The sequence below is a fragment of the Vibrio sp. KUL80 genome (assembly GCF_059725495.1).
The window spans coordinates 3,126,237-3,152,567 of record NZ_AP045841.1 but is presented as its reverse complement, the minus strand read 5'-3'; the positions used below and the strand labels follow the sequence as shown (position 1 = coordinate 3,152,567).

Genomic DNA, 26,331 nt, shown 5'->3' with positions numbered 1-26,331 from the left:
CGATGGAAAACCCTAGTGTGACGCAAACCGCCACAAGTGGTGGCGGTTGGTTCGATGGCATCTTAGAGGGTGCAGGTGAGCTTGTGGGTGGTGCCGTAGATGTGGTTGGCGGCTTTGGTGAGGATTGGCTTGGTATCAAGATGGATAACGAGTTAGACCGCGCTAAGTCTGCCAGCCCTGACGAAAACCGCGCCAACAATAACGACTATCAGCAACCCAACGGGCAACCCGTGCACACCACCTCTGGCGGTATGCAGTGGCAGACCGTGGCAATCATCGTGCTGATAGCGTTAGTGCTACTCGGTGGCTTTGCTTTTGCGCTCAAAGGGGGCAAGTGATGCCGATTCTTTACTTGGGTTTGGCGGGGATAACCCTTGGGTTTCTCACCGCCAAGGAAATTAACAAATCGGCGTGGCTTATCGTGGTCATTTTAGCGCTGATTATCTGGATGAAGATGGGTTGATATGTTTGGAGCTATGACCAGCTTAACGGGTGGCGGTGGCTTAACGGGGGGCAGTGCTGGCCCGTCTACCGCAACCAGCAGTAACCAATCGGGGCAATCTATTGGCGGCATCAACATGGGCGGGGGTGTCAGTCCTTGGCTCATCGTCGCGGTTATCGTGCTGGCGGTAATTGGCTTAAAGGTTCTCAAATGATTCAAGTGGTAACGCATTCTGAAAGTATGCAAGAGCGATTGCGTGAGGCATTTCGCGCTTGCCCTGACGATTTTGAATTGATGCAACGAGCCATCGCAAACAACACGGTGAGTCTTTACTTGATTAAAGGTGAAGATTATTACCTGACGGTAGCGGGTGAGGTCGTTGGTGACTCTTATTTTGTGTGGGCAGTCGTCGGTACTGGCGCAGTACAAGCGACGCGAGAACTCGCGACTTACGTGAAAGGCAGCGGATTAAAAGCGATTACCACAAAAACTTATTTTCCGTTGGTGGCTCGGCTTCTAAAGCGGCTCGGAAAGGTGACAACCAATGAGCACGGCGACCACCAGTTTTTACGATGGGAGGTGTAGCGCATGGGCGGCAGTTCCAGTTCAAGCAATAGCACCAGTACAAAAAACACCAGTAGTCAAAATGCCATTAGCGGCGACAACCTTGGGATTGCACTAAGTGGGGTCGAAGGCTCAACGATTAACGCCACGGTCACCGACCATGGCAGTGTTGAAAAAGCATTTGATTTAGGTCAGCACTCGCTTGATTTCGCGGGTGATGCGCTTGATGAGTCATTTGAATTTGCCAGTGGTGCAATGAGCGAATCTTTGGCGCTGGTAGACCGAAACACAGAAAACAGTTTGCAGTTCGCGGCGGGTGCCCTTAACGAGTTCAGCTCGACCAATAGCGAAAACCTGCAAATGATGGCAGGGCTTGCGGGTAACCAAGCGGCTCAAAACACCGAGAACCTTGCCAAGCTCACCGAGCTTGCGAAGTTCAAACAAGACAACGGGCAAAGCGTACTCAACAAACAGCAATTGGTGCTCATGGCGGTGATTGTGTTGGTACTGGGCTTTGTGCTGGTTAAGGCGGTAGGCAAATGAACCTAAATCTCACTAAGGGGCAACCCATTCCCCTGACTATTGATTCTACTTGGCTCTTTGTTGAGTCGATTTCGGGCAAGTTATCGGTGCAAATTGACGAGACAGGGGAAAGCTTCTCGCTACCCAATCGCTCGGTGTTTCGCTACGGCAAGCCATTAGGCCGAATCCTTCTCTCTGGTGAAGGGGCGCTCTCTCTTGAGCATGGTGTGGGTGATTTCACCCCGCCAGTAGAAGGGCAAAAGCTCGATATTCAAACCATGCCGTCAGTCAGTTTCTTGCCAGGTCAAATGGTAGGGGTAACCGAGTTACCCAAAGTTGAAATTGAAGCAGGTCAAAGCGTGGGCGTGTCCTTTCTGCCAAAAGTGCAGATTGAAGATGGCCAACAAGTCGAAATCAAAACCCTGCCTGACGTTCAACTCAAAAGCGGTCAATCGGTTGATATTGGCACTATACCAAGCGTTGAACTGGCAGCAGGGCAAACAATCAAGGTGCTCTCTGGTAGCGCACTTTCATCACTGAGCGGAGAAATGCCTCTAGAGGTGCCCGCTAACCCTGCACGCAATGGCGTCATCATCAAAGCCAGCAGTACCAACGCAGGGCTAATCAGTCTTAACGGCTTTGAGCTTACGGCAGGCGAAAAGCTCACGGTTCCAACTGCCGCTACATTAACACTAACAGGAGCCGCGCCCGATAAAGCGCAGGTATTGGAGTATTAATCATGTCTAACCTTCCAGCGTTACCAACGGGTAGCAGCCGCAACAAAATTGAGTTTCTTTATGACTTGCTTAGTAGCTTGGGTGGCGGCGGTAGCAGCGAGTTAATACAAACTATGGTTACCCCAATCCCCAGCACATCAATGAGCGCGGGCTTTAACGAGAAGAAATTTGCGTTAAAAAAACTCATGCCGAGCACCAATACGGCGGGAGATAAAGCGTTTTACCAGTACCAGAATGACCCAGAAACAAAAGTGATGGTGAATGGCTTGGTTGAGCAGTTTAAAGATGAAGACCCCGCCGCGATGGTTGCACTCACGTTCAGCCTGAACATTCCATTTCGCATAGATTGGGCAAACGGCGGAACCGATTTAGCCGATGCCGAAAAGGTGTCACTCAGTCGTTTTGTGCGTGGTTCGATGAGCTCTTACATCATGGAGTCAGAGATATATATCTTTGATGAAAAAATCCATCTAGTTAGGACTGGTGAGGGCTCAACAGGTCATAGCTTTTTCTCTTTTCTAGGCGAGTGTGTCGTGACGGTTTTTGTTCGTGACATAGTGGAAATATTCGACCGATATTCGGAAGGGTTTCCAATTGAAATCGGCATCAAAATGCACGGTGACTTGGACGGAGCTGACACCAAGTTCAACGCGGCGAATATCTTGTTTGAAGATTCGGGAACGTTGCGACTAGTCGGGTCTGAAGTCATTGCGCCACCACCAATGCCAGAGTAATCACCATGCGTCTAATCATCATTGTTCTGATAGTTGGTGCGCTGATGATTGGCGCACCCAAAGGGGTAAACATCGTGAAATCACAACTCAATCGCGGGATTCGTAACAACAACCCGCTCAACATTCGCATAAGTAACAATGCTTGGACAGGCAAAGTAACACCCTCCAAAGATAAAGCGTTTGAAACCTTCTCACACTCGAAATACGGCTTTCGAGCGGCAACCAAGCTCATTCGCAACTACCAAAACCTTTATGGGCTGAACACCCTTCAAGGAATTATCAGCCGCTTTGCGCCAAAGAGTGACAACAACGACACGGATAACTACGTGCAATTCGTGGCGGGTCGCCTCAATGTGGGTGCCACTACGCCGCTCAATCTCTTTGATGATGAGTTTATGACTCGCCTAGTGCATTCCATGTCGATTATGGAAGTCGGGCGTTACTACTCATTAGAAGATGCAGCGCAAGGGGTAGCACTAGCATGACCCAAAAAGAAGTAATGCAACGTCTAGCGGTTGGCATCCTGACCGCTTTAATCAGCGCTTATATCTGGAAGCGCATCAACGGCTAGGAGTAACAGTAATGAAAATAGATTTAAAACAGGCATCGACTAAGAAGGGGCTTGCGCTTATTGGTGCGGGTGTGGCACTGGCAACGGGGCACCCTGAGTTATTAACTGCAAGTGTGACGCCTGAAGGTGTGCAGTTGGGGGGCTTGATTGGCGTGGTTGCACCGATTTTGGTTGGTCTGTGGGAAATGATTAAAGATGAAGCCAAGGTTGGTTGATAGTGGATGTATCTTTACTGCCCCTCTTGAACGAGTTGGGATTCAAGCCAACAGAGGTTTTAGTTCTTGCGATGCTATGGCAAAACATGCGTAACACCAGATTGATTCTATCCAACTTGGTGGTAAAGGTTAGCAATTTGGAAGTTGAAGTGCGCAGTGTGAGTAAAAATCACACTGCGTAACGCCTATTCTTCGTCTTGGAATAATTTAGCTTCTTTGATTAGTGGTTCTAGGTAGGCATAACCATTGCCACCATGACGTGACTTTTCATGGCCAGGTGATAAGACACCGAGAAACTTGTATTTGTATTCATCTTCTAGATGTTGGGCGTAAACAAAGTAGGTATCACTTGTGCGACTGCCATGATAGCCGGCACGTTTCCAGTTTTTTTGTTTTTGCTTGGTAAACCAAGCTGTTGTGGTGTCCCATACGTGCACTTTACCAAGGTTTTGGTCAGAGGCACGAATTGGCTCATTGTATAGAGTGGTTCTGCCTAAATAACTAACGGGCATTTCGTCATCTTCAATACCCGTTAGGTGTGCTGTAAGGTCAGCTTTAAGCTTATCTAAATCTTGTTCGTAGCCACCCTTAACTACTTCTTCCTTAAATCGGTCTGAAAACGAGACTTCAACCATTCCCTAGCTACCCCTTACCTATTAGTGAAAATAAGCGCGTTGGGTAGCTTCTTTTAGCATAGCTACGCTTTCTGAGTTCATATCGAACTGTTCAACGTAGTTTGACTTTTTACTTGGTCTGAACTGTTTCTCTAGTTTGACCAAATTTGAGATTGAACTTCTCAGACGAGCAACTTCCTTTCGTATTGCTTTAGATACTGAAAGAATCTGTGATTTTGCATCGCCCTCTGGCAGACTGTTTGCTAGGTCTTCATATTGCAAACGAAGCATCTGCTCACCAGAGCGAACATAAAGATCCGCACTAAGGAGCGACTTGACATCCTCTTGACTAAAAAAACTCTCAGGAGCGTTTGATGCTTCAACCTTTGAAGCTAGATCACGCCATTTTTTTGTTTGAAGTCGAATTTGCTCGATAATTTCTTTCGATTGTTCAGCGTGCGTTGATTCCATTACACACACCTTCAGAACAGTCTACAACTTCTTGCATACGGAAGGCAGAAGTTGTGACAAAAGCATTATCTACTGATGCACTCACTCCACTACTGAGCGCTGCAATTACTGCACTCATAACAAGCCCCTTACTCATGACTAACTCCGATTCTGCTTTTTTATACGTTATAAATCTCGAGAGGTGACAGCTTTTCCTTGCCTATCTAATGTCACTTCGGTCGGTGATTATCCACTGATAACTACAGATTACAACTAGTTTAATAGTTTTGAAAATCCAAGCTTAGTGTTACTGAATTGCGTAAAACGCAGTCAAAAGCGATTCTACGAAGTTTTATAATGACCCTAAGGTCAACCTTAAAAATTGCCTTTAAATCGCTCTAAGAGATAAAGGCGACGCCTCAAGCATATTAACGACTACAAAATGTGTTTTATTCATTGGTAGTCATAATAAATGTACTTAAAACAACCGGTTTTTTTGAATTAATGTGATCATAGTCAAAAATTTGCCAGTGTTCTACTTGAGGCGCTGAATTCTACACGTCTATTTTATGTACAGTAAATAACAAAAAGGAATATAAGCTGCATTTTTGTGGCGATGTTGTTATTTATATTCAATGCCTGTGATGCAGTTTGTGAGGGTAGAGTTGAGTATAAACTTGCCAAAGAATATTTAGGTTACGGTGCCCTGTCACTTGGGCTACTTCTTCTATGGAATAGCCTTTCTCAAACAAACGGCTAGCCCCTTCACGGCGCAAATCATGATAGCGCAAATCCTCAATACCTAGTTTGTTCCTAACTCTTTGAAAGCCAGCGGTCACACTTCGAGAGTTAAAAGGAAAAATCAACTCACTCTCTTTTGGCTGGCGCATAGCAATATCAAACGAATCTGCCAGTAATGGCACTATCATATGGTTCCCCTGTTTCTTGCGTGGGTCTTTACGGTCACGCACAACCACAGTTTTATGTTCTTCGTTGATATCTTCCCAACGCAGAGAACAAACTTCACCGATCCTCATGCAAGTCAAAATACTAAACTCAAGGATATCGACAAACGGGATACGAGCTTGGCCATTAGCTCTAGCGTTTTGACGCTCAATCAATCCTTGTTTTAGCGCTTCGAGTTCTTCACCAGTAGGGCGGCGAGTTCGTTTCTCACTTTTTCCGATAAGCTGCATATCCGTCAGGACGGGCACTGCTTCATCAAAGATCTTATAGTTTGCTTCAATATTGAATACGGGATTAGCTTTCTTCATCACAGAGCGTAGGTAAGCAATATCATGATAAATAGTTGCTGGCTTCGCACCTGCGCCACGGCGATTTTTGCAGTGTTGGATGAGGTCGCTAGTTTTTAGCTCATTGGTGTCTATTTGCGCTATATCGCAATCTCTGAGCATTTCTATAACGTAGCGCTTGGTTCGCCCCGTGTTGTTCCATAAATCCTTATCTGCCATGAACTTATCGAGGAGTACCGAAAGGGGGACTGTTTTGGTACTATTTACGCCGTTCAATTCAATGTCGGATAGGCGTTTCTTGCCGTAGGTACGAGCGTGTTCTTTCTTTTTGAAAGTCTTTGACTCTCTGTGTATGATTGCCTGCTTTTTCTTGACGATGATTGTTGCTTTGTAGCGGAATTCACCGTTTTTAAGTTGCCGCTTTTCGATTGAGAGTGAAGCCATTCCGTCGTCCTACTCTTTGAGGGGTACTGTAAGGGGTACTATAGGGCGAAATTTGGGAAAATTCCACGATATTCAAAGCGGATTTGATGGGTAAAATTATTAGGTAAAACAATGACCAAGCCAGATAACACAAGCAATTTCCAATCAAACCGCTTATCCGTGGCACCGATGCTCGATTGGACAGACAGACATTGCCGTTACTTCCATCGTCTTCTGTCATCACAAACTTTGTTGTACACCGAGATGGTAACAACAGGTGCGATCATTCATGGTAAAGGTGATTTTCTCGCGTATAACGAAGAAGAGCACCCAGTGGCACTTCAGCTAGGTGGTTCAAACCCTGCTGATTTGGCAACCTGTGCAAAGCTCGCAGCGGAGCGTGGCTATGATGAAGTAAACCTAAACGTAGGTTGTCCATCAGATCGCGTACAGAATGGTCGTTTTGGTGCATGCCTGATGGCTGAACCAGATTTAGTGGCTGAGTGCGTGGCAGCGATGCGTGAAGTGGCTGATATTCCAGTGACGGTAAAAACTCGTATTGGTATCGATGATCAAGACTCGTATGAGTTTTTGACTAAGTTTGTCTCTACGGTATCTGAGAAGGGCGGTGTTGATCAGTTTACCATTCACGCACGTAAAGCTTGGCTAAGTGGCTTGAGCCCTAAAGAGAACCGTGAGATACCACCGTTGGATTACCCTCGCGCTTACCAAATTAAGAAAGACTTCCCGCACTTAAATGTGGCAGTGAATGGCGGCGTTAAAACACTAGAAGAATCTCTAGAGCACTTGCAACACCTTGATGGCGTGATGATTGGTCGTGAGGCGTATCAGAACCCTTACATCCTCGCCCAGGTTGACCAGCTTATCTTTGGTTTAGACACTCCAGTGAAAAAGCGCAAGCAAGTCGTTGAAGAGATGTATCCGTACATTGAGCGTCAGCTTTCTAATGGCTCGTACCTTGGTCATATATCTCGTCATATGATTGGCTTGTTCCAAGCAATGCCAGGCGCAAGGCAGTGGCGTCGTTACATCAGTGAAAATGCACATAAGAAAGGTGCTGGCATTGAAGTGCTTGAAACAGCACTAGCAAAAATCCCATCTGAACTGGATGTGTAATTTACCAATCATTTGGCGATAAATACCAACTCCGACTCTGCAATAGCGAGTCGGAGTTTTTGTTTCTAGCTATCTATATGATTTTTAAAGAATCTAAAAGTTGGAACGCTTCCTGCAATCTATTTGAGTAATTCAAAAGACTTAAACTAGCAACGAAATGGGAGAGGTTATGTTTGAACTAATTTTCGTTTTGGTATTTCTTGCAACTCTTGTCATGACAGGCGTTACGTTTGTCACTGTGACAATGGCGATTGTGGTGTCGTTCGCGGTGATGTTTCTGTTGGGCATGGTTGGGGTTGTTTTAAATCTCTTGCCTTACATTATTGCGTTCCTTATAGCTATTTGGATCTATAAAAAGGTAATGGCGCCCACAAATTAACAAACTGATCACAAATAACCCTACAGGGATAAGCACAATTGCTATAGTTATCTATATGACCAAGGGCGTCGGTCATTATAGGATTTCTGGAGGGAGCCATGACAATTACGGAATTGAAGTATTTATTCCATCAAAATTTACTGGCAGAAGCGATCATTGAACCCGCTGAATCCGAAGGCGGTTGGATCGTTGAGTTTCGCCACAAGCAAGGCGGTTTCGTTATGCTGACGGATATTCACGGCGCCGAGTGTCAGTACAATGATCTCGACAAAGCGTCTAAATCCGCGCTAGCCGTAGGCTTCACTGAGGTTCGTATTGAGGCTAAATAGCCTCCCTACCAAACGAACCTCTTCTTCCAAAAAGTTATAAAACATTCATATCTATTCTTTCTTGTTATTAAGGTGGTTGGTTAATCTATCGTCACGCAATGATTAGGGATGTCGTGACAATGTCTTCAAACGTAAAACAGTCGCCGAACGGTAATAACAATTCTCAAGAATTACCAAGCCTAGCTGCTCCACTTAACGATCAGCAGCTATCACAACTACAACAAGCATCAACGAACCTTTCTTCAAACCAGCTTGCATGGGTAAGCGGGTATTTTTGGGGATTGAGCCAGGCGGGTGCACCATCAGCGCTTACTCCAGTTGCCAGCGCAGTAAGTACATCAGCGGCAGCCGTACCAGCAGGCAAGCTGACCATTATCTTTGCTTCTCAAACAGGTAACGCCAAAGGGGTTGCTGAGGAGCTAAAAGAAGAAGCTTCTGCGCTTGGTATCGATGTTGAGCTATTTGATGCAAGTGACTACAAAGGTAAAAACTTAGCGAAAGAGACACACGTCATCGTTGTTGCCTCTACAAACGGTGAGGGCGAAGCGCCTGATAACGCGATTGAGCTGCATGAGTTCCTTCAATCTAAGAAAGCGCCAAAACTTCCGAACCTTAAGTATGGTGTTATTGGCTTAGGCGACTCTAGCTATGAGTTCTTCTGCCAAACAGGTAAAGATTTTGATGAGTACTTAGGTAAGTTAGGGGCTACCTCATTCATTGATCGTATCGACTGTGACGTTGATTACGATGCGCCAGCAGGTGAGTGGCGAGCGAAAGCGCTAGAGGTCATTAAAGAAGATCTTGCCTCTCAAGCGGCAGATGTTGTGACGCTGCCTGTTGCAACTGCAGCCGCTACGGTTAACTACACCAAGAAAAATCCATATACCGCAACACTATTGACTAGCCAAAAGATCACGGGTCGTGATTCTGGTAAAGACGTTCGCCATATCGAGATTGATCTTGAAGGCTCTGGCATCACTTACAAGCCGGGCGATGCGCTGGGTGTGTGGTTCGAGAACAGCAGTGAGCTGGTGGATGCACTTCTTGCTCAAGTCGGTCTATCAGGTATTGAAAGTGTGGATGTCGATGGGGAGAGCCTATCTTTACGCTCTGCGCTGATTAAGCATTATGAGATCACTGCGGCAAACCCTCAGCAAGTAGCGCAATACGCAGAGATTTCAGGCAGTAAAAAGCTTGAGAAACTCGCAGCAGATAAAGACAAGCTTCGCGAGTATGCTTCGAATACTCAAGTGATTGATGTCTTTAAAGAGAAGAAAGCAAAACTAGAGGCCGAGCAATTACTGGGTCTACTACGCCGTTTAACCCCACGTCTCTATTCTATCGCATCCAGCCAAGAAGAAGTGGATGAAGAAGTTCATCTAACGGTTGGACTTGTTGAGTATCAAGCCGGTGAAGAAAGCCGATTTGGTGGTGCATCTTACTTCCTATCTCGTGGATTAGAAGAAGGTGGTGAAGTTAAAGTATTCGTTGAGCACAACAATAACTTCAAGCTACCAGAAAATGGTGACACGCCAGTGATTATGGTGGGTCCTGGTACGGGTATTGCGCCATTTAGAAGCTTCATTCAAGAGCGTGATAACCAAGGCGACAGCGGCAAAAACTGGTTGTTCTTTGGCGACCGCACGTTTACTCAAGATTTCCTATATCAAGTGGAATGGCAAAAGTACCTGAAGTCAGGTGTGCTAAACCGATTGGATGTGGCCTTTAGCCGTGACCAGCATGAGAAGGTGTATGTTCAGCATCGATTGCTAGAACAAGGTGAGCAGGTATGGCAATGGTTACAGGAAGGTGCCCACATTTATGTATGTGGCGATGCCAACCATATGGCCAAAGATGTTCACAATGCCCTGATTGAGATCGTTAAGGTGCATAGTGGAAAAGAAGCTGACCAGGCAGAAGAATTTGTCAACGAACTAAGAAAAGCAAAACGTTATCAGAAGGATGTGTACTAATGAGCAAGCAATCAGCCACTATTCAAGAAGTGTTGGGTGAAGAGTTGGGGCCGTTGTCTGATAACGAGCGTCTAAAAGGGCAGAGTAACCTACTGCGCGGAACCATTGAGAACGATCTTCAAGATCGTATTACAGGTGGATTTACCGCCGACAACTTCCAGCTCATTCGCTTCCACGGTATGTATCAGCAAGATGACCGTGATATCCGTAACGAGCGAGCTAAGCAAAAACTAGAACCTCTACACAACGTGATGCTTCGCGCGCGTATGCCGGGCGGTATTATCACGCCTAAGCAATGGTTAGCTATCGACAAGTTTGCGACTGATCATTCGCTGTATGGAAGTATTCGTTTAACGACGCGTCAAACGTTCCAGTTTCATGGCGTGTTAAAACCAAATATCAAGCTAATGCACCAAACGCTGAACTCTATCGGTATTGATTCTATTGCGACAGCCGGTGACGTAAACCGTAACGTGTTATGTACGACTAACCCTGTGGAATCAGAGTTACATCAAGAAGCCTACGAGTGGGCGAAAAAGATCAGTGAGCATTTGCTTCCGAAAACCAAAGCGTATGCAGAGATTTGGCTTGATGGTGAAAAAGTAGAAAGCACTGAGGAAGACGAACCTATTCTGGGTAAGAACTACTTACCACGTAAGTTCAAAACGACAGTCGTGATCCCACCGCAAAATGATGTGGACGTGCACGCCAATGATCTGAACTTCGTAGCGATTGCTGATAACGGCAAGCTGGTGGGTTTCAATGTTCTTGTTGGCGGTGGTCTCGCCATGACTCACGGTGATACGTCGACGTACCCAAGACGTGCCGATGACTTTGGTTTTGTTCCTCTGGAGAAAACGCTAGATGTAGCAGCAGCGGTTGTGACGACTCAGCGTGACTGGGGGAACCGTTCAAATCGTAAGAATGCCAAGACTAAGTACACACTTGACCGTGTTGGCATTGATGTATTTAAAGCAGAAGTTGAAAAACGTGCCGGTATTAGCTTCGAGCAAAGCCGCCCATACGAGTTTACTGAGCGTGGTGACAGAATTGGTTGGGTTGAGGGTATCGATGGTAAATACCACTTAGCACTATTCATTGAGAATGGTCGACTGCTCGACTTCCCTGGTAAGCCTCTTAAAACTGGTGTTGCTGAGATCGCTAAGATCCACAAAGGCGACTTTAGGATGACGGCAAACCAAAACCTGATTGTCGCCAAGGTATCTAAGTCAAACAAAGCAAAGATTGAGAAGATCGCTCGTGAACATGGTCTGATGGACGATGCGGTATCTGAGCAGCGCAAAAACTCGATGGCGTGTGTGGCTTTCCCAACTTGTCCTCTTGCAATGGCAGAAGCGGAACGTTTCCTACCAAGCTTTGTTACTGATGTAGAGAGCATTCTGGATAAACACCAGATCCCAAGTGATGAGAGCATCATCTTGAGGATCACCGGATGTCCAAATGGTTGTGGTCGAGCGATGTTGGCAGAAATTGGTTTGGTTGGTAAAGCGCCGGGCCGATACAACCTGCACTTAGGCGGCAACAAAGCAGGTACTCGTGTACCTAAGATGTACAAAGAGAACATTACGGATGCGCAAATCCTAGAAGAGATTGATGCTTTAGTAGGTCAGTGGGCGGAGCAGCGTAATGAAGGTGAAGCATTTGGTGACTTCGTTATCCGCGCAGGGATTATAGAAGAGGTCAAAGTATCGAAAAGGGACTTCTATGCCTAGAGACGTTATTTCCCAGAAACAAGCAGCTAAACAAGGCTCAGTTAGCGAAATCGCGCAAGATCAGTCAAAAGCGCTAGAGCTTCAAGAGCTGCTGTCACTGACTAAAACCGAGCAGATTTTAAAGCTAGCAGAGCTAAATGGTCAGCTTGAGCTATTGACTGCGAAGCAGAGAGTTGAGTGGGCGTTAGAGAATTTGCCAGGTGGGCATATCCTAAGTTCAAGCTTCGGGGTTCAAGCGGCGGTTATGCTTCACTTGGTGACAAGCGTAAAAGCAGACGTTCCTGTAGTGCTCACGGATACCGGTTATCTATTTCCAGAAACGTATCAGTTCATAGATAAGCTTCAGAAGCAGTTAGATCTGAATCTACATATCTATAAAGCGAACATCTCGCCAGCTTGGCAAGAGGCTCGCTACGGTAAGTTATGGGAAAAAGGGCTCGATGGACTTAAACAATACAACCAGCTTAATAAAGTAGAGCCAATGAAAAGGGCACTCGAAGAGTTGGATGTTCACACTTGGTTTTCTGGCCTACGACGTGAGCAGTCAGAGAGTCGAGCTAACTTGCCGGTACTGGCGATTCAAAATGGCCGTTTTAAGTTCTTGCCAATCATCGATTGGAATAACGATCAAGTTGATAGCTATATAGAAGAGCACGGTTTGAGTTACCACCCTCTTAAAGAAGCGGGTTACCTATCTTTAGGTGATACTCACTCTACAGTGAAGTGGGAACCAGGTATGAAAGAAGAGGAAACTCGCTTTAATGGTCTAAAACGTGAGTGTGGTTTACACGAAGACGACGGTGAGACAGACGGTTCTGGTATTTAACCGCTATTCACATCATTACAAAAAGGAGGGCTTTGCCCTCCTTTTTTAATAACTCTGTGGATAACTTGTAGTCATTACTAGGATAAAGTTGAATAAATAGGGCTTTGAATGAAAAAGACGCGGTTAGGCGTTATTTTTGTATTTTTTCTAAAAAAAGGCTTGCTAATGTGATGAGGCTCTCTATAATGCGCTTCCACTGACACGGCAGAGCCCACAAGGGTTCGAGGCGATAGTCAGTAAGGCATTCAGCTTACAAGATGGTCTTCTAGTTAGATTTGAAAAAATCAAAAATAATTAGAAAAAAGTGTTTGACACTGAGAATCATCTCGCTAGAATAGCCGCCTCTTCAAACGGAAAGCGAAACGCAGAGTTCTGAAGAGAATGTTCTTTAAAAATTTAAACCTATCAATCTGTGTGGGCACTCGTTGATGATAATCAAATTAGATACCTCGGTATCAAATTAGGTTTCAATGAAACGAAGTGACCATTGAATCGAAAGATTCAGCACAGTCAATTCAAACATTACTTTATGTAATGTTCAGTATTCATTGAGCCGACAAAATCTTAAATTGAAGAGTTTGATCATGGCTCAGATTGAACGCTGGCGGCAGGCCTAACACATGCAAGTCGAGCGGAAACGAGTTAACTGAACCTTCGGGAAACGTTAACGGCGTCGAGCGGCGGACGGGTGAGTAATGCCTGGGAAATTGCCCTGATGTGGGGGATAACCATTGGAAACGATGGCTAATACCGCATAATAGCCCGGTTCTTCGGAATTGGTCTCAAAGAGGGGGACCTTTTAGGCCTCTCGCGTCAGGATATGCCCAGGTGGGATTAGCTAGTTGGTGAGGTAATGGCTCACCAAGGCGACGATCCCTAGCTGGTCTGAGAGGATGATCAGCCACACTGGAACTGAGACACGGTCCAGACTCCTACGGGAGGCAGCAGTGGGGAATATTGCACAATGGGCGCAAGCCTGATGCAGCCATGCCGCGTGTGTGAAGAAGGCCTTCGGGTTGTAAAAGCACTTTCAGCAGTGAGGAAGGCGGGTACGTTAATAGCGTGCTCGTTTGACGTTAGCTGCAGAAGAAGCACCGGCTAACTCCGTGCCAGCAGCCGCGGTAATACGGAGGGTGCGAGCGTTAATCGGAATTACTGGGCGTAAAGCGCATGCAGGTGGTTAGTTAAGTCAGATGTGAAAGCCCGGGGCTCAACCTCGGAACTGCATTTGAAACTGGCTGACTAGAGTACTGTAGAGGGGGGTAGAATTTCAGGTGTAGCGGTGAAATGCGTAGAGATCTGAAGGAATACCGGTGGCGAAGGCGGCCCCCTGGACAGATACTGACACTCAGATGCGAAAGCGTGGGGAGCAAACAGGATTAGATACCCTGGTAGTCCACGCCGTAAACGATGTCTACTTGGAGGTTGTGGCCTTGAGCCGTGGCTTTCGGAGCTAACGCGTTAAGTAGACCGCCTGGGGAGTACGGTCGCAAGATTAAAACTCAAATGAATTGACGGGGGCCCGCACAAGCGGTGGAGCATGTGGTTTAATTCGATGCAACGCGAAGAACCTTACCTACTCTTGACATCCAGAGAACTTAGCAGAGATGCTTTGGTGCCTTCGGGAACTCTGAGACAGGTGCTGCATGGCTGTCGTCAGCTCGTGTTGTGAAATGTTGGGTTAAGTCCCGCAACGAGCGCAACCCTTATCCTTGTTTGCCAGCACTTCGGGTGGGAACTCCAGGGAGACTGCCGGTGATAAACCGGAGGAAGGTGGGGACGACGTCAAGTCATCATGGCCCTTACGAGTAGGGCTACACACGTGCTACAATGGCGCATACAGAGGGCGGCCAACTTGCGAAAGTGAGCGAATCCCAAAAAGTGCGTCGTAGTCCGGATTGGAGTCTGCAACTCGACTCCATGAAGTCGGAATCGCTAGTAATCGTGGATCAGAATGCCACGGTGAATACGTTCCCGGGCCTTGTACACACCGCCCGTCACACCATGGGAGTGGGCTGCAAAAGAAGTGGGTAGTTTAACCTTCGGGAGGACGCTCACCACTTTGTGGTTCATGACTGGGGTGAAGTCGTAACAAGGTAGCCCTAGGGGAACCTGGGGCTGGATCACCTCCTTATACGAAAGATTATTGCGATGAGTGTTCACACAGATTGATTAGGTTTTTATTAATAAAGACGAAAGAGCTTTAATTAATGTTTAGTCATTGATTAAAGCTTTTTGCTTTAAGCTCTTTAACAATTTGGAAAGCTGACGAATAACATTTGATTAATGTTATTCAATTAAAAGTTCTCAAATCCTATATCGAAAGATGTAGGTACCAACACACATTCAAGTGTTCTTGGGAATCACGAAAGTGATTCATATTTGAGTCCGGCAAAATCGAGTCTGCACATGTATAAAAATGCAGACAACTTTGGTTGTTTACCAGTTTGTCTTCACTTTTCAAAAGTGAAAGCAAATGCACAATCTCAAGATTTCATCTGAAACTCTTTGGGGTTGTATGGTTAAGTGACTAAGCGTACACGGTGGATGCCTTGGCAGTCAGAGGCGATGAAAGGCGTAATAACTTGCGATAAGTCCAGATTAGGTAGTAATAACCTGTGAGTCTGGAATTCCTGAATGGGGGAAACCCACCTGCATAAGCAGGTATCGCTGAGTGAATACATAGCTCAGCGAGGCGAACCGGGGGAACTGAAACATCTAAGTACCCCGAGGAAGAGAAATCAACCGAGATTCCGAAAGTAGCGGCGAGCGAAATTGGATTAGCCCTTAAGCTTTTAATGAGACAGGTGAAGGCTCTGGAAAGTGCCGCGATACAGGGTGATAGCCCCGTAACCGACATCTCATCATCAGTGAAATCGAGTAGGGCGGGACACGTGATATCCTGTCTGAATATGGGGGGACCATCCTCCAAGGCTAAATACTACTGACTGACCGATAGTGAACCAGTACCGTGAGGGAAAGGCGAAAAGAACCCCTGTGAGGGGAGTGAAATAGAACCTGAAACCGTGTACGTACAAGCAGTAGGAGCACCTTCGTGGTGTGACTGCGTACCTTTTGTATAATGGGTCAGCGACTTATATTCAGTGGCAAGGTTAACCGTTTAGGGGAGCCGTAGGGAAACCGAGTCTTAACTGGGCGTTCAGTCTCTGGATATAGACCCGAAACCAGGTGATCTAGCCATGGGCAGGTTGAAGGTTGAGTAACATCAACTGGAGGACCGAACCGACTAATGTTGAAAAATTAGCGGATGACTTGTGGCTAGGGGTGAAAGGCCAATCAAACCTGGAGATAGCTGGTTCTCCCCGAAATCTATTTAGGTAGAGCCTCGGACGAATACTACTGGGGGTAGAGCACTGTTAAGGCTAGGGGGTCATCCCGACTTACCAACCCTTTGCAAACTCCGAATACCAGTAAGTACTATCCGGGAGACACACGGCGGGTGCTAACGTCCGTCGTGGAGAGGGAAACAACCCAGACCGCCAGCTAAGGTCCCAAATTATAGCTAAGTGGGAAACGATGTGGGAAGGCTTAGACAGCTAGGATGTTGGCTTAGAAGCAGCCATCATTTAAAGAAAGCGTAATAGCTCACTAGTCGAGTCGGCCTGCGCGGAAGATGTAACGGGGCTAAGCTATAAACCGAAGCTGCGGCAATATACTTTTGTATATTGGGTAGGGGAGCGTTCTGTAAGCCGTTGAAGGTGGATTGTAAGGTCTGCTGGAGGTATCAGAAGTGCGAATGCTGACATGAGTAACGATAAAGGGGGTGAAAAACCTCCTCGCCGGAAGACCAAGGGTTCCTGTCCAACGTTAATCGGGGCAGGGTGAGTCGACCCCTAAGGCGAGGCCGAAAGGCGTAGTCGATGGGAAACGGGTTAATATTCCCGTACTTCTTACAATTGCGATGGGGGGACGGAGAAGGCTAGGTGGGCCTGGCGACGGTTGTCCAGGTTCAAGTGCGTAGGCTTAAGAGTTAGGTAAATCCGGCTCTTTTTAAGGCTGAGACACGATGTCGAGCTACTACGGTAGTGAAGTCATTGATGCCATGCTTCCAGGAAAAGCCTCTAAGCTTCAGATTGTAAGGAATCGTACCCCAAACCGACACAGGTGGTCGGGTAGAGAATACCAAGGCGCTTGAGAGAACTCGGGTGAAGGAACTAGGCAAAATGGTACCGTAACTTCGGGAGAAGGTACGCTCCTCGCGGTGAAGTCCCTTGCGGATGGAGCTATGGGGAGTCGCAGATACCAGGTGGCTGCAACTGTTTATTAAAAACACAGCACTGTGCAAAATCGTAAGATGACGTATACGGTGTGACGCCTGCCCGGTGCCGGAAGGTTAATTGATGGGGTTAGACTTCGGTCGAAGCTCTTGATCGAAGCCCCGGTAAACGGCGGCCGTAACTATAACGGTCCTAAGGTAGCGAAATTCCTTGTCGGGTAAGTTCCGACCTGCACGAATGGCGTAATGATGGCCACGCTGTCTCCACCCGAGACTCAGTGAAATTGAAATCGCTGTGAAGATGCAGTGTACCCGCGGCTAGACGGAAAGACCCCGTGAACCTTTACTACAGCTTGGCACTGAACATTGACCCTACATGTGTAGGATAGGTGGGAGGCTTTGAAACGAGTACGCCAGTATTCGTGGAGCCGTCCTTGAAATACCACCCTTGTAGTGTTGATGTTCTAACGTTGGCCCCTTATCGGGGCTGCGGACAGTGCCTGGTGGGTAGTTTGACTGGGGCGGTCTCCTCCCAAAGAGTAACGGAGGAGCACGAAGGTGGGCTAATCACGGTTGGACATCGTGAGGTTAGTGCAATGGCATAAGCCCGCTTGACTGCGAGAATGACAATTCGAGCAGGTGCGAAAGCAGGTCATAGTGATCCGGTGGTTCTGAATGGAAGGGCCATCGCTCAACGGATAAAAGGTACTCCGGGGATAACAGGCTGATACCGCCCAAGAGTTCATATCGACGGCGGTGTTTGGCACCTCGATGTCGGCTCATCACATCCTGGGGCTGAAGTCGGTCCCAAGGGTATGGCTGTTCGCCATTTAAAGTGGTACGCGAGCTGGGTTTAGAACGTCGTGAGACAGTTCGGTCCCTATCTGCCGTGGGCGTTGGAAGATTGAAGGGGGCTGCTCCTAGTACGAGAGGACCGGAGTGGACGAACCTCTGGTGTTCGGGTTGTGTCGCCAGACGCATTGCCCGGTAGCTAAGTTCGGAATCGATAACCGCTGAAAGCATCTAAGCGGGAAGCGAGCCCTGAGATGAGTCTTCCCTGGCACTTTAAGTGTCCTAAAGGGTTGTTCGAGACTAGAACGTTGATAGGCAGGGTGTGTAAGCGTTGTGAGGCGTTGAGCTAACCTGTACTAATTGCCCGTGAGGCTTAACCATACAACACCCAAAGGGTTTTGATGGACTCAAAGCAAGAACTTTGAATGTGTATTTAGACTTTTAAAATCAGTTTTCCGGATTTATTGTTTTCAGATTTTCAGAAAATCTGAAGGCAAAACAGAATTTGCTTGGCGACCATAGCGTTGTGGACCCACCTGACTCCATGCCGAACTCAGAAGTGAAACGCAATAGCGCCGATGGTAGTGTGGGGCTTCCCCATGTGAGAGTAGGACATCGCCAGGCTCCTATTTATTTTCACTTTTTTGAAAAGTGAAGACAAAAGGTTCGACTTGTCTTTAAGTAGACGGGTCACCATAAAGTTTTAAGAGATTTTCTTAGAGTTTTATGTTGACTTTCAAAGTGGAAAGCGTATTATACGCGTCCTGCTTAAGTGCTAAGGCACTGAAAGCAAAGCTCTTTAACAATATAAACCTATCAATCTGTGTGGGCACTCGTTGATGATAATCAAATTAGATACCTCGGTATCAAATTAGGTTTCAATGAAACGAAGTGACCATTGAATCGAAAGATTCAGCACAGTCAATTCAAACATTACTTTATGTAATGTTCAGTATTCATTGAGCCGACAAAATCTTAAATTGAAGAGTTTGATCATGGCTCAGATTGAACGCTGGCGGCAGGCCTAACACATGCAAGTCGAGCGGAAACGAGTTAACTGAACCTTCGGGGAACGTTAACGGCGTCGAGCGGCGGACGGGTGAGTAATGCCTGGGAAATTGCCCTGATGTGGGGGATAACCATTGGAAACGATGGCTAATACCGCATAATAGCTTCGGCTCAAAGAGGGGGACCTTCGGGCCTCTCGCGTCAGGATATGCCCAGGTGGGATTAGCTAGTTGGTGAGGTAATGGCTCACCAAGGCGACGATCCCTAGCTGGTCTGAGAGGATGATCAGCCACACTGGAACTGAGACACGGTCCAGACTCCTACGGGAGGCAGCAGTGGGGAATATTGCACAATGGGCGCAAGCCTGATGCAGCCATGCCGCGTGTGTGAAGAAGGCCTTCGGGTTGTAAAAGCACTTTCAGCAGTGAGGAAGGCGGGTACGTTAATAGCGTGCTCGTTTGACGTTAGCTGCAGAAGAAGCACCGGCTAACTCCGTGCCAGCAGCCGCGGTAATACGGAGGGTGCGAGCGTTAATCGGAATTACTGGGCGTAAAGCGCATGCAGGTGGTTAGTTAAGTCAGATGTGAAAGCCCGGGGCTCAACCTCGGAACTGCATTTGAAACTGGCTGACTAGAGTACTGTAGAGGGGGGGTAGAATTTCAGGTGTAGCGGTGAAATGCGTAGAGATCTGAAGGAATACCGGTGGCGAAGGCGGCCCCCTGGACAGATACTGACACTCAGATGCGAAAGCGTGGGGAGCAAACAGGATTAGATACCCTGGTAGTCCACGCCGTAAACGATGTCTACTTGGAGGTTGTGGCCTTGAGCCGTGGCTTTCGGAGCTAACGCGTTAAGTAGACCGCCTGGGGAGTACGGTCGCAAGATTAAAACTCAAATGAATTGACGGGGGCCCGCACAAGCGGTGGAGCATGTGGTTTAATTCGATGCAACGCGAAGAACCTTACCTACTCTTGACATCCTCAGAAGAGACTGGAGACAGTCTTGTGCCTTCGGGAACTGAGAGACAGGTGCTGCATGGCTGTCGTCAGCTCGTGTTGTGAAATGTTGGGTTAAGTCCCGCAACGAGCGCAACCCTTATCCTTGTTTGCCAGCACTTCGGGTGGGAACTCCAGGGAGACTGCCGGTGATAAACCGGAGGAAGGTGGGGACGACGTCAAGTCATCATGGCCCTTACGAGTAGGGCTACACACGTGCTACAATGGCGCATACAGAGGGCGGCCAACTTGCGAAAGTGAGCGAATCCCAAAAAGTGCGTCGTAGTCCGGATTGGAGTCTGCAACTCGACTCCATGAAGTCGGAATCGCTAGTAATCGTGGATCAGAATGCCACGGTGAATACGTTCCCGGGCCTTGTACACACCGCCCGTCACACCATGGGAGTGGGCTGCAAAAGAAGTGGGTAGTTTAACCTTCGGGAGGACGCTCACCACTTTGTGGTTCATGACTGGGGTGAAGTCGTAACAAGGTAGCCCTAGGGGAACCTGGGGCTGGATCACCTCCTTATACGAATAGATTATTGCGATGAGTGTTCACACAGATTGATACGGTTTATGAATTAAAGACGATGCTTGGGTCTGTAGCTCAGGTGGTTAGAGCGTTCGCCTGATAAGCGAGAGGTCGGTGGTTCAAGTCCACTCAGACCCACCAATCTTCCTCCCAGATGATTGGCGGTAAGCATCACACTGATGGGGCTATAGCTCAGCTGGGAGAGCGCCTGCCTTGCACGCAGGAGGTCAGCAGTTCGATCCTGCTTAGCTCCACCATCTTTAAGCACATTTCTTTTTAATAGAAAGTCTTAAGTGTTCTTAAAAATGGTTCTTTATGAATCAAGCTCTTTAACAATTTGGAAAGCTGACGAATAACATTTGATTAATGTTATTCAATTAAAAGTTCTCAAATCCTATATCGAAAGATGTAGGTACCAACACACATTCAAGTGTTCTTGGAATTTGAGTCCGGCAAAATCGAGTCTGCATCATGTATAAAAATTGCAGACAACTTTGGTTACGTAACAAAGACCCTTTGGGGTTGTATGGTTAAGTGACTAAGCGTACACGGTGGATGCCTTGGCAGTCAGAGGCGATGAAAGGCGTAATAACTTGCGATAAGCTCAGATTAGGTAGTAATAACCTGTGAGTCTGAGATTCCTGAATGGGGAAACCCACCTGCATAAGCAGGTATCGCTGAGTGAATACATAGCTCAGCGAGGCGAACCGGGGGAACTGGAAACATCTAAGTACCCCGAGGAAGAGAAATCAACCGAGATTCCGAAAGTAGCGGCGAGCGAAATTGGATTAGCCCTTAAGTTTTTAATGAGACAGGTGAAGGCTCTGGAAAGTGCCGCGATACAGGGTGATAGCCCCGTAACCGACATCTCATCATCAGTGAAATCGAGTAGGGCGGGACACGTGATATCCTGTCTGAATATGGGGGGACCATCCTCCAAGGCTAAATACTACTGACTGACCGATAGTGAACCAGTACCGTGAGGGAAAGGCGAAAAGAACCCCTGTGAGGGGAGTGAAATAGAACCTGAAACCGTGTACGTACAAGCAGTAGGAGCACCTTCGTGGTGTGACTGCGTACCTTTTGTATAATGGGTCAGCGACTTATATTCAGTGGCAAGGTTAACCGTTTAGGGGAGCCGTAGGGAAACCGAGTCTTAACTGGGCGTTCAGTCTCTGGATATAGACCCGAAACCAGGTGATCTAGCCATGGGCAGGTTGAAGGTTGAGTAACATCAACTGGAGGACCGAACCGACTAATGTTGAAAAATTAGCGGATGACTTGTGGCTAGGGGTGAAAGGCCAATCAAACCTGGAGATAGCTGGTTCTCCCCCGAAATCTATTTAGGTAGAGCCTCGGACGAATACTACTGGGGGGTAGAGCACTGTTAAGGCTAGGGGGTCATCCCGACTTACCAACCCTTTGCAAACTCCGAATACCAGTAAGTACTATCCGGGAGACACACGGCGAGTGCTAACGTCCGTCGTGGAGAGGGAAACAACCCAGACCGCCAGCTAAGGTCCCAAATTATAGCTAAGTGGGAAACGATGTGGGAAGGCTTAGACAGCTAGGATGTTGGCTTAGAAGCAGCCATCATTTAAAGAAAGCGTAATAGCTCACTAGTCGAGTCGGCCTGCGCGGAAGATGTAACGGGGCTAAGCTATAAACCGAAGCTGCGGCAATATACTTTGTATATTGGGTAGGGGAGCGTTCTGTAAGCCGTTGAAGGTGAACTGTAAGGTTTGCTGGAGGTATCAGAAGTGCGAATGCTGACATGAGTAACGATAAAGGGGGTGAAAAACCTCCTCGCCGGAAGACCAAGGGTTCCTGTCCAACGTTAATCGGGGCAGGGTGAGTCGACCCCTAAGGCGAGGCCGAAAGGCGTAGTCGATGGGAAACGGGTTAATATTCCCGTACTTCTTACAATTGCGATGGGGGGACGGAGAAGGCTAGGTGGGCCTGGCGACGGTTGTCCAGGTTCAAGTGCGTAGGCTTGAGAGTTAGGTAAATCCGGCTCTCTTTAAGGCTGAGACACGATGTCGAGCTACTACGGTAGTGAAGTCATTGATGCCATGCTTCCAGGAAAAGCCTCTAAGCTTCAGATTGTAAGGAATCGTACCCCAAACCGACACAGGTGGTCGGGTAGAGAATACCAAGGCGCTTGAGAGAACTCGGGTGAAGGAACTAGGCAAAATGGTACCGTAACTTCGGGAGAAGGTACGCTCCTCGCGGTGAAGTCCCTTGCGGATGGAGCTATGGGGAGTCGCAGATACCAGGTGGCTGCAACTGTTTATTAAAAACACAGCACTGTGCAAAATCGTAAGATGACGTATACGGTGTGACGCCTGCCCGGTGCCGGAAGGTTAATTGATGGGGTTAGACTTCGGTCGAAGCTCTTGATCGAAGCCCCGGTAAACGGCGGCCGTAACTATAACGGTCCTAAGGTAGCGAAATTCCTTGTCGGGTAAGTTCCGACCTGCACGAATGGCGTAATGATGGCCACGCTGTCTCCACCCGAGACTCAGTGAAATTGAAATCGCTGTGAAGATGCAGTGTACCCGCGGCTAGACGGAAAGACCCCGTGAACCTTTACTACAGCTTGGCACTGAACATTGACCCTACATGTGTAGGATAGGTGGGAGGCTTTGAAACGAGTACGCCAGTATTCGTGGAGCCGTCCTTGAAATACCACCCTTGTAGTGTTGATGTTCTAACGTTGGCCCCTTATCGGGGCTGCGGACAGTGCCTGGTGGGTAGTTTGACTGGGGCGGTCTCCTCCCAAAGAGTAACGGAGGAGCACGAAGGTGGGCTAATCACGGTTGGACATCGTGAGGTTAGTGCAATGGCATAAGCCCGCTTGACTGCGAGAATGACAATTCGAGCAGGTGCGAAAGCAGGTCATAGTGATCCGGTGGTTCTGAATGGAAGGGCCATCGCTCAACGGATAAAAAGGTACTCCGGGGATAACAGGCTGATACCGCCCAAGAGTTCATATCGACGGCGGTGTTTGGCACCTCGATGTCGGCTCATCACATCCTGGGGCTGAAGTCGGTCCCAAGGGTATGGCTGTTCGCCATTTAAAGTGGTACGCGAGCTGGGTTTAGAACGTCGTGAGACAGTTCGGTCCCTATCTGCCGTGGGCGTTGGAAGATTGAAGGGGGCTGCTCCTAGTACGAGAGGACCGGAGTGGACGAACCTCTGGTGTTCGGGTTGTGTCGCCAGACGCATTGCCCGGTAGCTAAGTTCGGAATCGATAACCGCTGAAAGCATCTAAGCGGGAAGCGAGCCCTGAGATGAGTCTTCCCTGGCGCTTTAAGCGTCCTAAAGGGTTGTTCGAGACTAGAACGTTGATAGGCAGGGTGTGTAAGCGTTGTGAGGCGTTGAGCTAACCTGTACTAATTGCCCGTGAGGCTTAACCATACAACACCCAAAGGGTTTTGATGGACTCAAAGCAAGAACGAATTGAATGTGTGAGAACACATAACAGCTTTCCAGATATTTTGGCTTTTAGCTTTTTTGAAAAGCTGAAAACCAAAGCAGAATTTGCTTGGCGACCATAGCGTTGTGGACCCACCTGATTCCATGCCGAACTCAGAAGTGAAACGCAATAGCGCCGATGGTAGTGTGGGGCTTCCCCATGTGAGAGTAGGACATCGCCAGGCTTTAAATTTTGGACACTTGCATTAGCGAGTATGCCACTGCGGAGTGGTAGTTCAGTTGGTTAGAATACCGGCCTGTCACGCCGGGGGTCGCGGGTTCGAGTCCCGTCCACTCCGCCACTTATTAGAAAACCCGATGCGAAAGCGTCGGGTTTTTTATTATCTAAGATTTGGTTGCTCCCTTTTCAAGGGAGTCGAGTCCCGGTTGATGGCACCCCCCGCCATTCCGCCACTTATTAAGAAGCCTCGTCTAACGACGAGGCTTTTTTACGTTTGTAAGATTCCAAACTGTCTCAAAGCCTTCTTTAGTTCTTCATTAAAAGTGTTCCGTCTCTAGTATTCAGTTGCCCCAGTTGCTCTCATACTTGTTTAGCGCACTTCTATTTCTAATTTAGTACCCGACCGTTTGCATTGATTCTTTAGATTTAAACTTAATTTTTCTCGCAAATTTAACCATGGTCATAATTTTGGTTAGCTCTACTTTTAAAGATATCGCTGTCATGTATTCTTCATTAAAATGCAATATTTCGTACGTTAACGGTATCTGAGCTAGAAAATGAAGTTAAAAAATCAGACATATTTATTATCGCTAATTATCCTAATAGCCGTAGTAGCAGTTGCTATTTCGGGGCTTTGGTCCCTGCGTGTCGCCAGTAATAGTGATAACAAGGCTAGGGTAACTGAGATCTTTACCAGCACTTACTCAACGATCGTTGAGCTAGAAAAGCTTGCTCAGGACGGCACACTCGCTGAGTCAGAAGCAAAAGCAATCGCAACCCGTATACTCAGAAACAATGTGTATAAAGACAATGAGTATGTGTATGTTGCCGATGAGCAGATGACTTTTATTGCTGCACCACTGGATCCTCAACTACATGGTACTAGCTTCCACGATTTCAAAGACAGCGGCGGTCGCAGCGTTGCGGATATTATCCTAAGTAAGCTTGGTAACACTACAGGGGCTCTGATTGAATATCATTGGTCACAAGCTCTTCCTGACGGCTCTGTAGAGGACAAACTTTCAATTGCTGAGCGAACGCCACATTGGAACTGGGTTGTAGGTACTGGGATTGGTTTTAATGAGGTGAACGAACGTTTTTGGTCAACCGCTAAATGGCAGCTCTCATTTTGTTTGCTCATCATAGTCGCCATCGTTGGTCTACTATTGATTTCTCTGAGTCGAATGACTTCTATTCTTGGTGGTGAGCCTTCTGATGTACTTAAGGCTGTAAGAGATGTTGCTGATGGTAAGCTAAAGACTCATTTTGAGCATAGGGCGATAGAAGGCAGTATCTTTCATTCGGTGCAAACGATGAACTTATCGCTAGCTGCATTACTTTCTAGCATCGAGAAGGTAACGGCTTCGATCACAACACAATTATCCGATGCAGACTCTCGCTCATCGGTAATTGCATCTCTTACATCGTCTCAGCAGCAAAGTACTGAAATGATAGCCACAGCGATGACCGAAATGGCGTCTTCGGCTTCTCACGTTGCTCAGTCGGCAACAGATGCAGCACTTAGCACTGATGAGGCTGATAAGCAGAGCCAACAGGTGAGTGAACTCATTCTTGCAACCGTCTCTAATATCGAAGGCCTGGCTACGCAGTTGGAGGGAGCTAGCGCAGCAGTCTCCGACCTAGATAGCGACGTGCATAACATTGCGCGTGTTCTCGATGTGATAGGCGATATCGCAGAACAAACTAACTTGCTAGCACTGAATGCTGCGATAGAGGCAGCACGCGCAGGAGAACAGGGAAGAGGATTTGCGGTAGTTGCCGATGAGGTTCGAAACCTTGCAGGCCGCACGCAGCAAAGTACGAAAGAGATTCAGGAGATGATTGGAAACCTGCAATCAGGCTCTCAGAATGCCATTCAAAGCATCTTGCTATGTGCAGAGACAAGCCAAGCAACCGTATCGGAGTCACAAACAGCTTCACAAGCGTTACAGGAGGTTGTTTTGAGTCTTGAGGCTATTACAGAAAAGAGCCTGCAGATAGCGACAGCTGCGGCAGAGCAGACTGAGGTTAGTGATGATATCTCGCAGCGTATCAATATGATTGAACATAGTGGTAGCGAGTTAAGAGGTGTTGTGGACGAAACCAAGCGTTCAACACAAACTCTGAACCAGCTTTCTGAAGACTTAAGTTCGAAAGTAGCTCGTTTTGAGGTGGCATAATGCAAAACACAGCGAGTTGTAGGCGTTA

General features: G+C 47.5%; 20 protein-coding genes, 3 tRNA genes and 6 rRNA genes. 25 read left to right on the top strand and 4 right to left on the bottom strand.

All coding sequences use genetic code 11. From position 1 onward, the window contains the following. Positions 1-2: 2 nt before the first annotated feature. From AC6I8U_RS14455 to AC6I8U_RS14415, 9 genes are all read left to right on the top strand, one after another. Positions 3-338, top strand: a complete 336-nt coding sequence (locus tag AC6I8U_RS14455; protein WP_353497231.1) for a hypothetical protein — start codon at positions 3-5, stop codon at positions 336-338. Further along, positions 338-463 (top strand): hypothetical protein, encoded by a 126-nt coding sequence (locus AC6I8U_RS14450; RefSeq protein WP_498017231.1) that lies wholly within the window; start codon positions 338-340, stop codon positions 461-463. The genes AC6I8U_RS14455 and AC6I8U_RS14450 overlap by 1 nt, the downstream gene beginning before the upstream one ends. Position 464: 1 nt before the next feature. Then, positions 465-656 carry a hypothetical protein gene (locus AC6I8U_RS14445; protein WP_338163419.1) on the top strand — a complete coding sequence of 64 codons (192 nt, stop codon included), beginning with the start codon at positions 465-467 and terminating at the stop codon, positions 654-656. Further along, the gene (locus AC6I8U_RS14440; RefSeq protein ID WP_498017230.1) at positions 653-1,027 is read left to right on the top strand and encodes a DNAase; all 375 of its coding nucleotides are present in this window, start codon (positions 653-655) and stop codon (positions 1,025-1,027) included. The genes AC6I8U_RS14445 and AC6I8U_RS14440 overlap by 4 nt, the downstream gene beginning before the upstream one ends. Positions 1,028-1,030: 3 nt before the next feature. After that, positions 1,031-1,549, top strand: a complete 519-nt coding sequence (locus tag AC6I8U_RS14435; RefSeq protein ID WP_498017229.1) for a chemotaxis protein — start codon at positions 1,031-1,033, stop codon at positions 1,547-1,549. Continuing rightward, positions 1,546-2,265: a hypothetical protein gene (locus AC6I8U_RS14430; RefSeq protein ID WP_498017228.1), complete on the top strand. Its 720-nt coding sequence runs from the start codon at positions 1,546-1,548 to the stop codon at positions 2,263-2,265. The genes AC6I8U_RS14435 and AC6I8U_RS14430 overlap by 4 nt, the downstream gene beginning before the upstream one ends. 2 nt (positions 2,266-2,267) lie before the next feature. Continuing rightward, positions 2,268-2,999, top strand: a complete 732-nt coding sequence (locus AC6I8U_RS14425; RefSeq protein ID WP_498017227.1) for a hypothetical protein — start codon at positions 2,268-2,270, stop codon at positions 2,997-2,999. Positions 3,000-3,004: 5 nt separating this feature from the next. Next, positions 3,005-3,484, top strand: coding sequence for a structural protein (locus AC6I8U_RS14420; protein ID WP_498017226.1), 480 nt, complete (start codon positions 3,005-3,007; stop codon positions 3,482-3,484). A gap of 97 nt (positions 3,485-3,581) precedes the next feature. Then, positions 3,582-3,785, top strand: a complete 204-nt coding sequence (locus AC6I8U_RS14415; RefSeq protein WP_498017225.1) for a hypothetical protein — start codon at positions 3,582-3,584, stop codon at positions 3,783-3,785. A 185-nt stretch (positions 3,786-3,970) separates the two neighbouring features. On the opposite strand, the gene AC6I8U_RS14410 is transcribed toward AC6I8U_RS14415, so the two are convergent. From AC6I8U_RS14410 to AC6I8U_RS14395, 4 genes are all read right to left on the bottom strand, one after another. Continuing rightward, positions 3,971-4,420, bottom strand: a complete 450-nt coding sequence (locus AC6I8U_RS14410; protein ID WP_498017224.1) for a type II toxin-antitoxin system YafO family toxin — start codon at positions 4,418-4,420, stop codon at positions 3,971-3,973. Between the two features lie 21 nt (positions 4,421-4,441). Then, entirely contained in the window at positions 4,442-4,870 is a 429-nt protein-coding gene (locus tag AC6I8U_RS14405; RefSeq protein ID WP_498017223.1) for a hypothetical protein, read from the bottom strand. Beyond that, positions 4,851-4,988, bottom strand: a complete 138-nt coding sequence (locus tag AC6I8U_RS14400) for a hypothetical protein (RefSeq protein WP_498017222.1) — start codon at positions 4,986-4,988, stop codon at positions 4,851-4,853. The genes AC6I8U_RS14405 and AC6I8U_RS14400 overlap by 20 nt, the downstream gene beginning before the upstream one ends. A 493-nt stretch (positions 4,989-5,481) precedes the next feature. Continuing rightward, a complete protein-coding gene (locus AC6I8U_RS14395) occupies positions 5,482-6,546 on the bottom strand; it encodes a site-specific integrase (RefSeq protein WP_498017221.1) in 1,065 nt (354 codons plus the stop codon). 111 nt (positions 6,547-6,657) lie between these two features. Here AC6I8U_RS14395 and dusA point away from each other — a divergent pair, with 111 nt between their 5' ends. The 16 genes from dusA to AC6I8U_RS14315 all read left to right on the top strand — a co-directional run bounded on the left by dusA (position 6,658) and on the right by AC6I8U_RS14315 (position 26,303). Continuing rightward, entirely contained in the window at positions 6,658-7,662 is a 1,005-nt protein-coding gene (gene dusA, locus AC6I8U_RS14390) for a tRNA dihydrouridine(20/20a) synthase DusA (protein ID WP_252013278.1), read from the top strand. 169 nt (positions 7,663-7,831) lie between these two features. Next, a complete protein-coding gene (locus AC6I8U_RS14385; protein WP_042478737.1) occupies positions 7,832-8,041 on the top strand; it encodes an envelope stress response protein PspG in 210 nt (69 codons plus the stop codon). A 98-nt stretch (positions 8,042-8,139) separates the two neighbouring features. Continuing rightward, complete coding sequence (locus AC6I8U_RS14380; RefSeq protein WP_498017220.1) at positions 8,140-8,370, top strand: thymidylate kinase; 231 nt, start codon at positions 8,140-8,142, stop codon at positions 8,368-8,370. A gap of 98 nt (positions 8,371-8,468) precedes the next feature. After that, on the top strand, positions 8,469-10,343 hold the full coding sequence (locus tag AC6I8U_RS14375; protein ID WP_498017219.1) for an assimilatory sulfite reductase (NADPH) flavoprotein subunit: 1,875 nt from the start codon (positions 8,469-8,471) through the stop codon (positions 10,341-10,343). Further along, entirely contained in the window at positions 10,343-12,076 is a 1,734-nt protein-coding gene (gene cysI / locus AC6I8U_RS14370) for an assimilatory sulfite reductase (NADPH) hemoprotein subunit (RefSeq protein ID WP_042478736.1), read from the top strand. The genes AC6I8U_RS14375 and cysI overlap by 1 nt, the downstream gene beginning before the upstream one ends. Beyond that, on the top strand, positions 12,069-12,902 hold the full coding sequence (locus AC6I8U_RS14365) for a phosphoadenylyl-sulfate reductase (RefSeq protein ID WP_498017218.1): 834 nt from the start codon (positions 12,069-12,071) through the stop codon (positions 12,900-12,902). The genes cysI and AC6I8U_RS14365 overlap by 8 nt, the downstream gene beginning before the upstream one ends. A 566-nt stretch (positions 12,903-13,468) precedes the next feature. Beyond that, positions 13,469-15,036: ribosomal RNA gene (locus AC6I8U_RS14360) — 16S ribosomal RNA — on the top strand. A gap of 386 nt (positions 15,037-15,422) precedes the next feature. Further along, positions 15,423-18,312, top strand: a 23S ribosomal RNA gene (locus AC6I8U_RS14355). A gap of 127 nt (positions 18,313-18,439) precedes the next feature. After that, positions 18,440-18,555 (top strand): 5S ribosomal RNA (gene rrf / locus AC6I8U_RS14350). A gap of 353 nt (positions 18,556-18,908) precedes the next feature. After that, a 16S ribosomal RNA gene (locus tag AC6I8U_RS14345) occupies positions 18,909-20,462 on the top strand. Between the two features lie 67 nt (positions 20,463-20,529). Further along, positions 20,530-20,606 (top strand) — tRNA-Ile (locus tag AC6I8U_RS14340). Between the two features lie 40 nt (positions 20,607-20,646). Next, positions 20,647-20,722, top strand: a tRNA-Ala gene (locus AC6I8U_RS14335). Between the two features lie 271 nt (positions 20,723-20,993). Beyond that, positions 20,994-23,885: ribosomal RNA gene (locus AC6I8U_RS14330) — 23S ribosomal RNA — on the top strand. Between the two features lie 126 nt (positions 23,886-24,011). Continuing rightward, positions 24,012-24,127 (top strand): 5S ribosomal RNA (gene rrf, locus AC6I8U_RS14325). The 16S, 23S and 5S rRNA genes sit together here with 3 tRNA genes alongside, the layout of an rRNA operon. Before the next feature lie 40 nt (positions 24,128-24,167). Beyond that, positions 24,168-24,244, top strand: a tRNA-Asp gene (locus tag AC6I8U_RS14320). A gap of 436 nt (positions 24,245-24,680) precedes the next feature. Next, positions 24,681-26,303, top strand: a complete 1,623-nt coding sequence (locus AC6I8U_RS14315; RefSeq protein ID WP_498017217.1) for a methyl-accepting chemotaxis protein — start codon at positions 24,681-24,683, stop codon at positions 26,301-26,303. Positions 26,304-26,331: the final 28 nt, after the last annotated feature.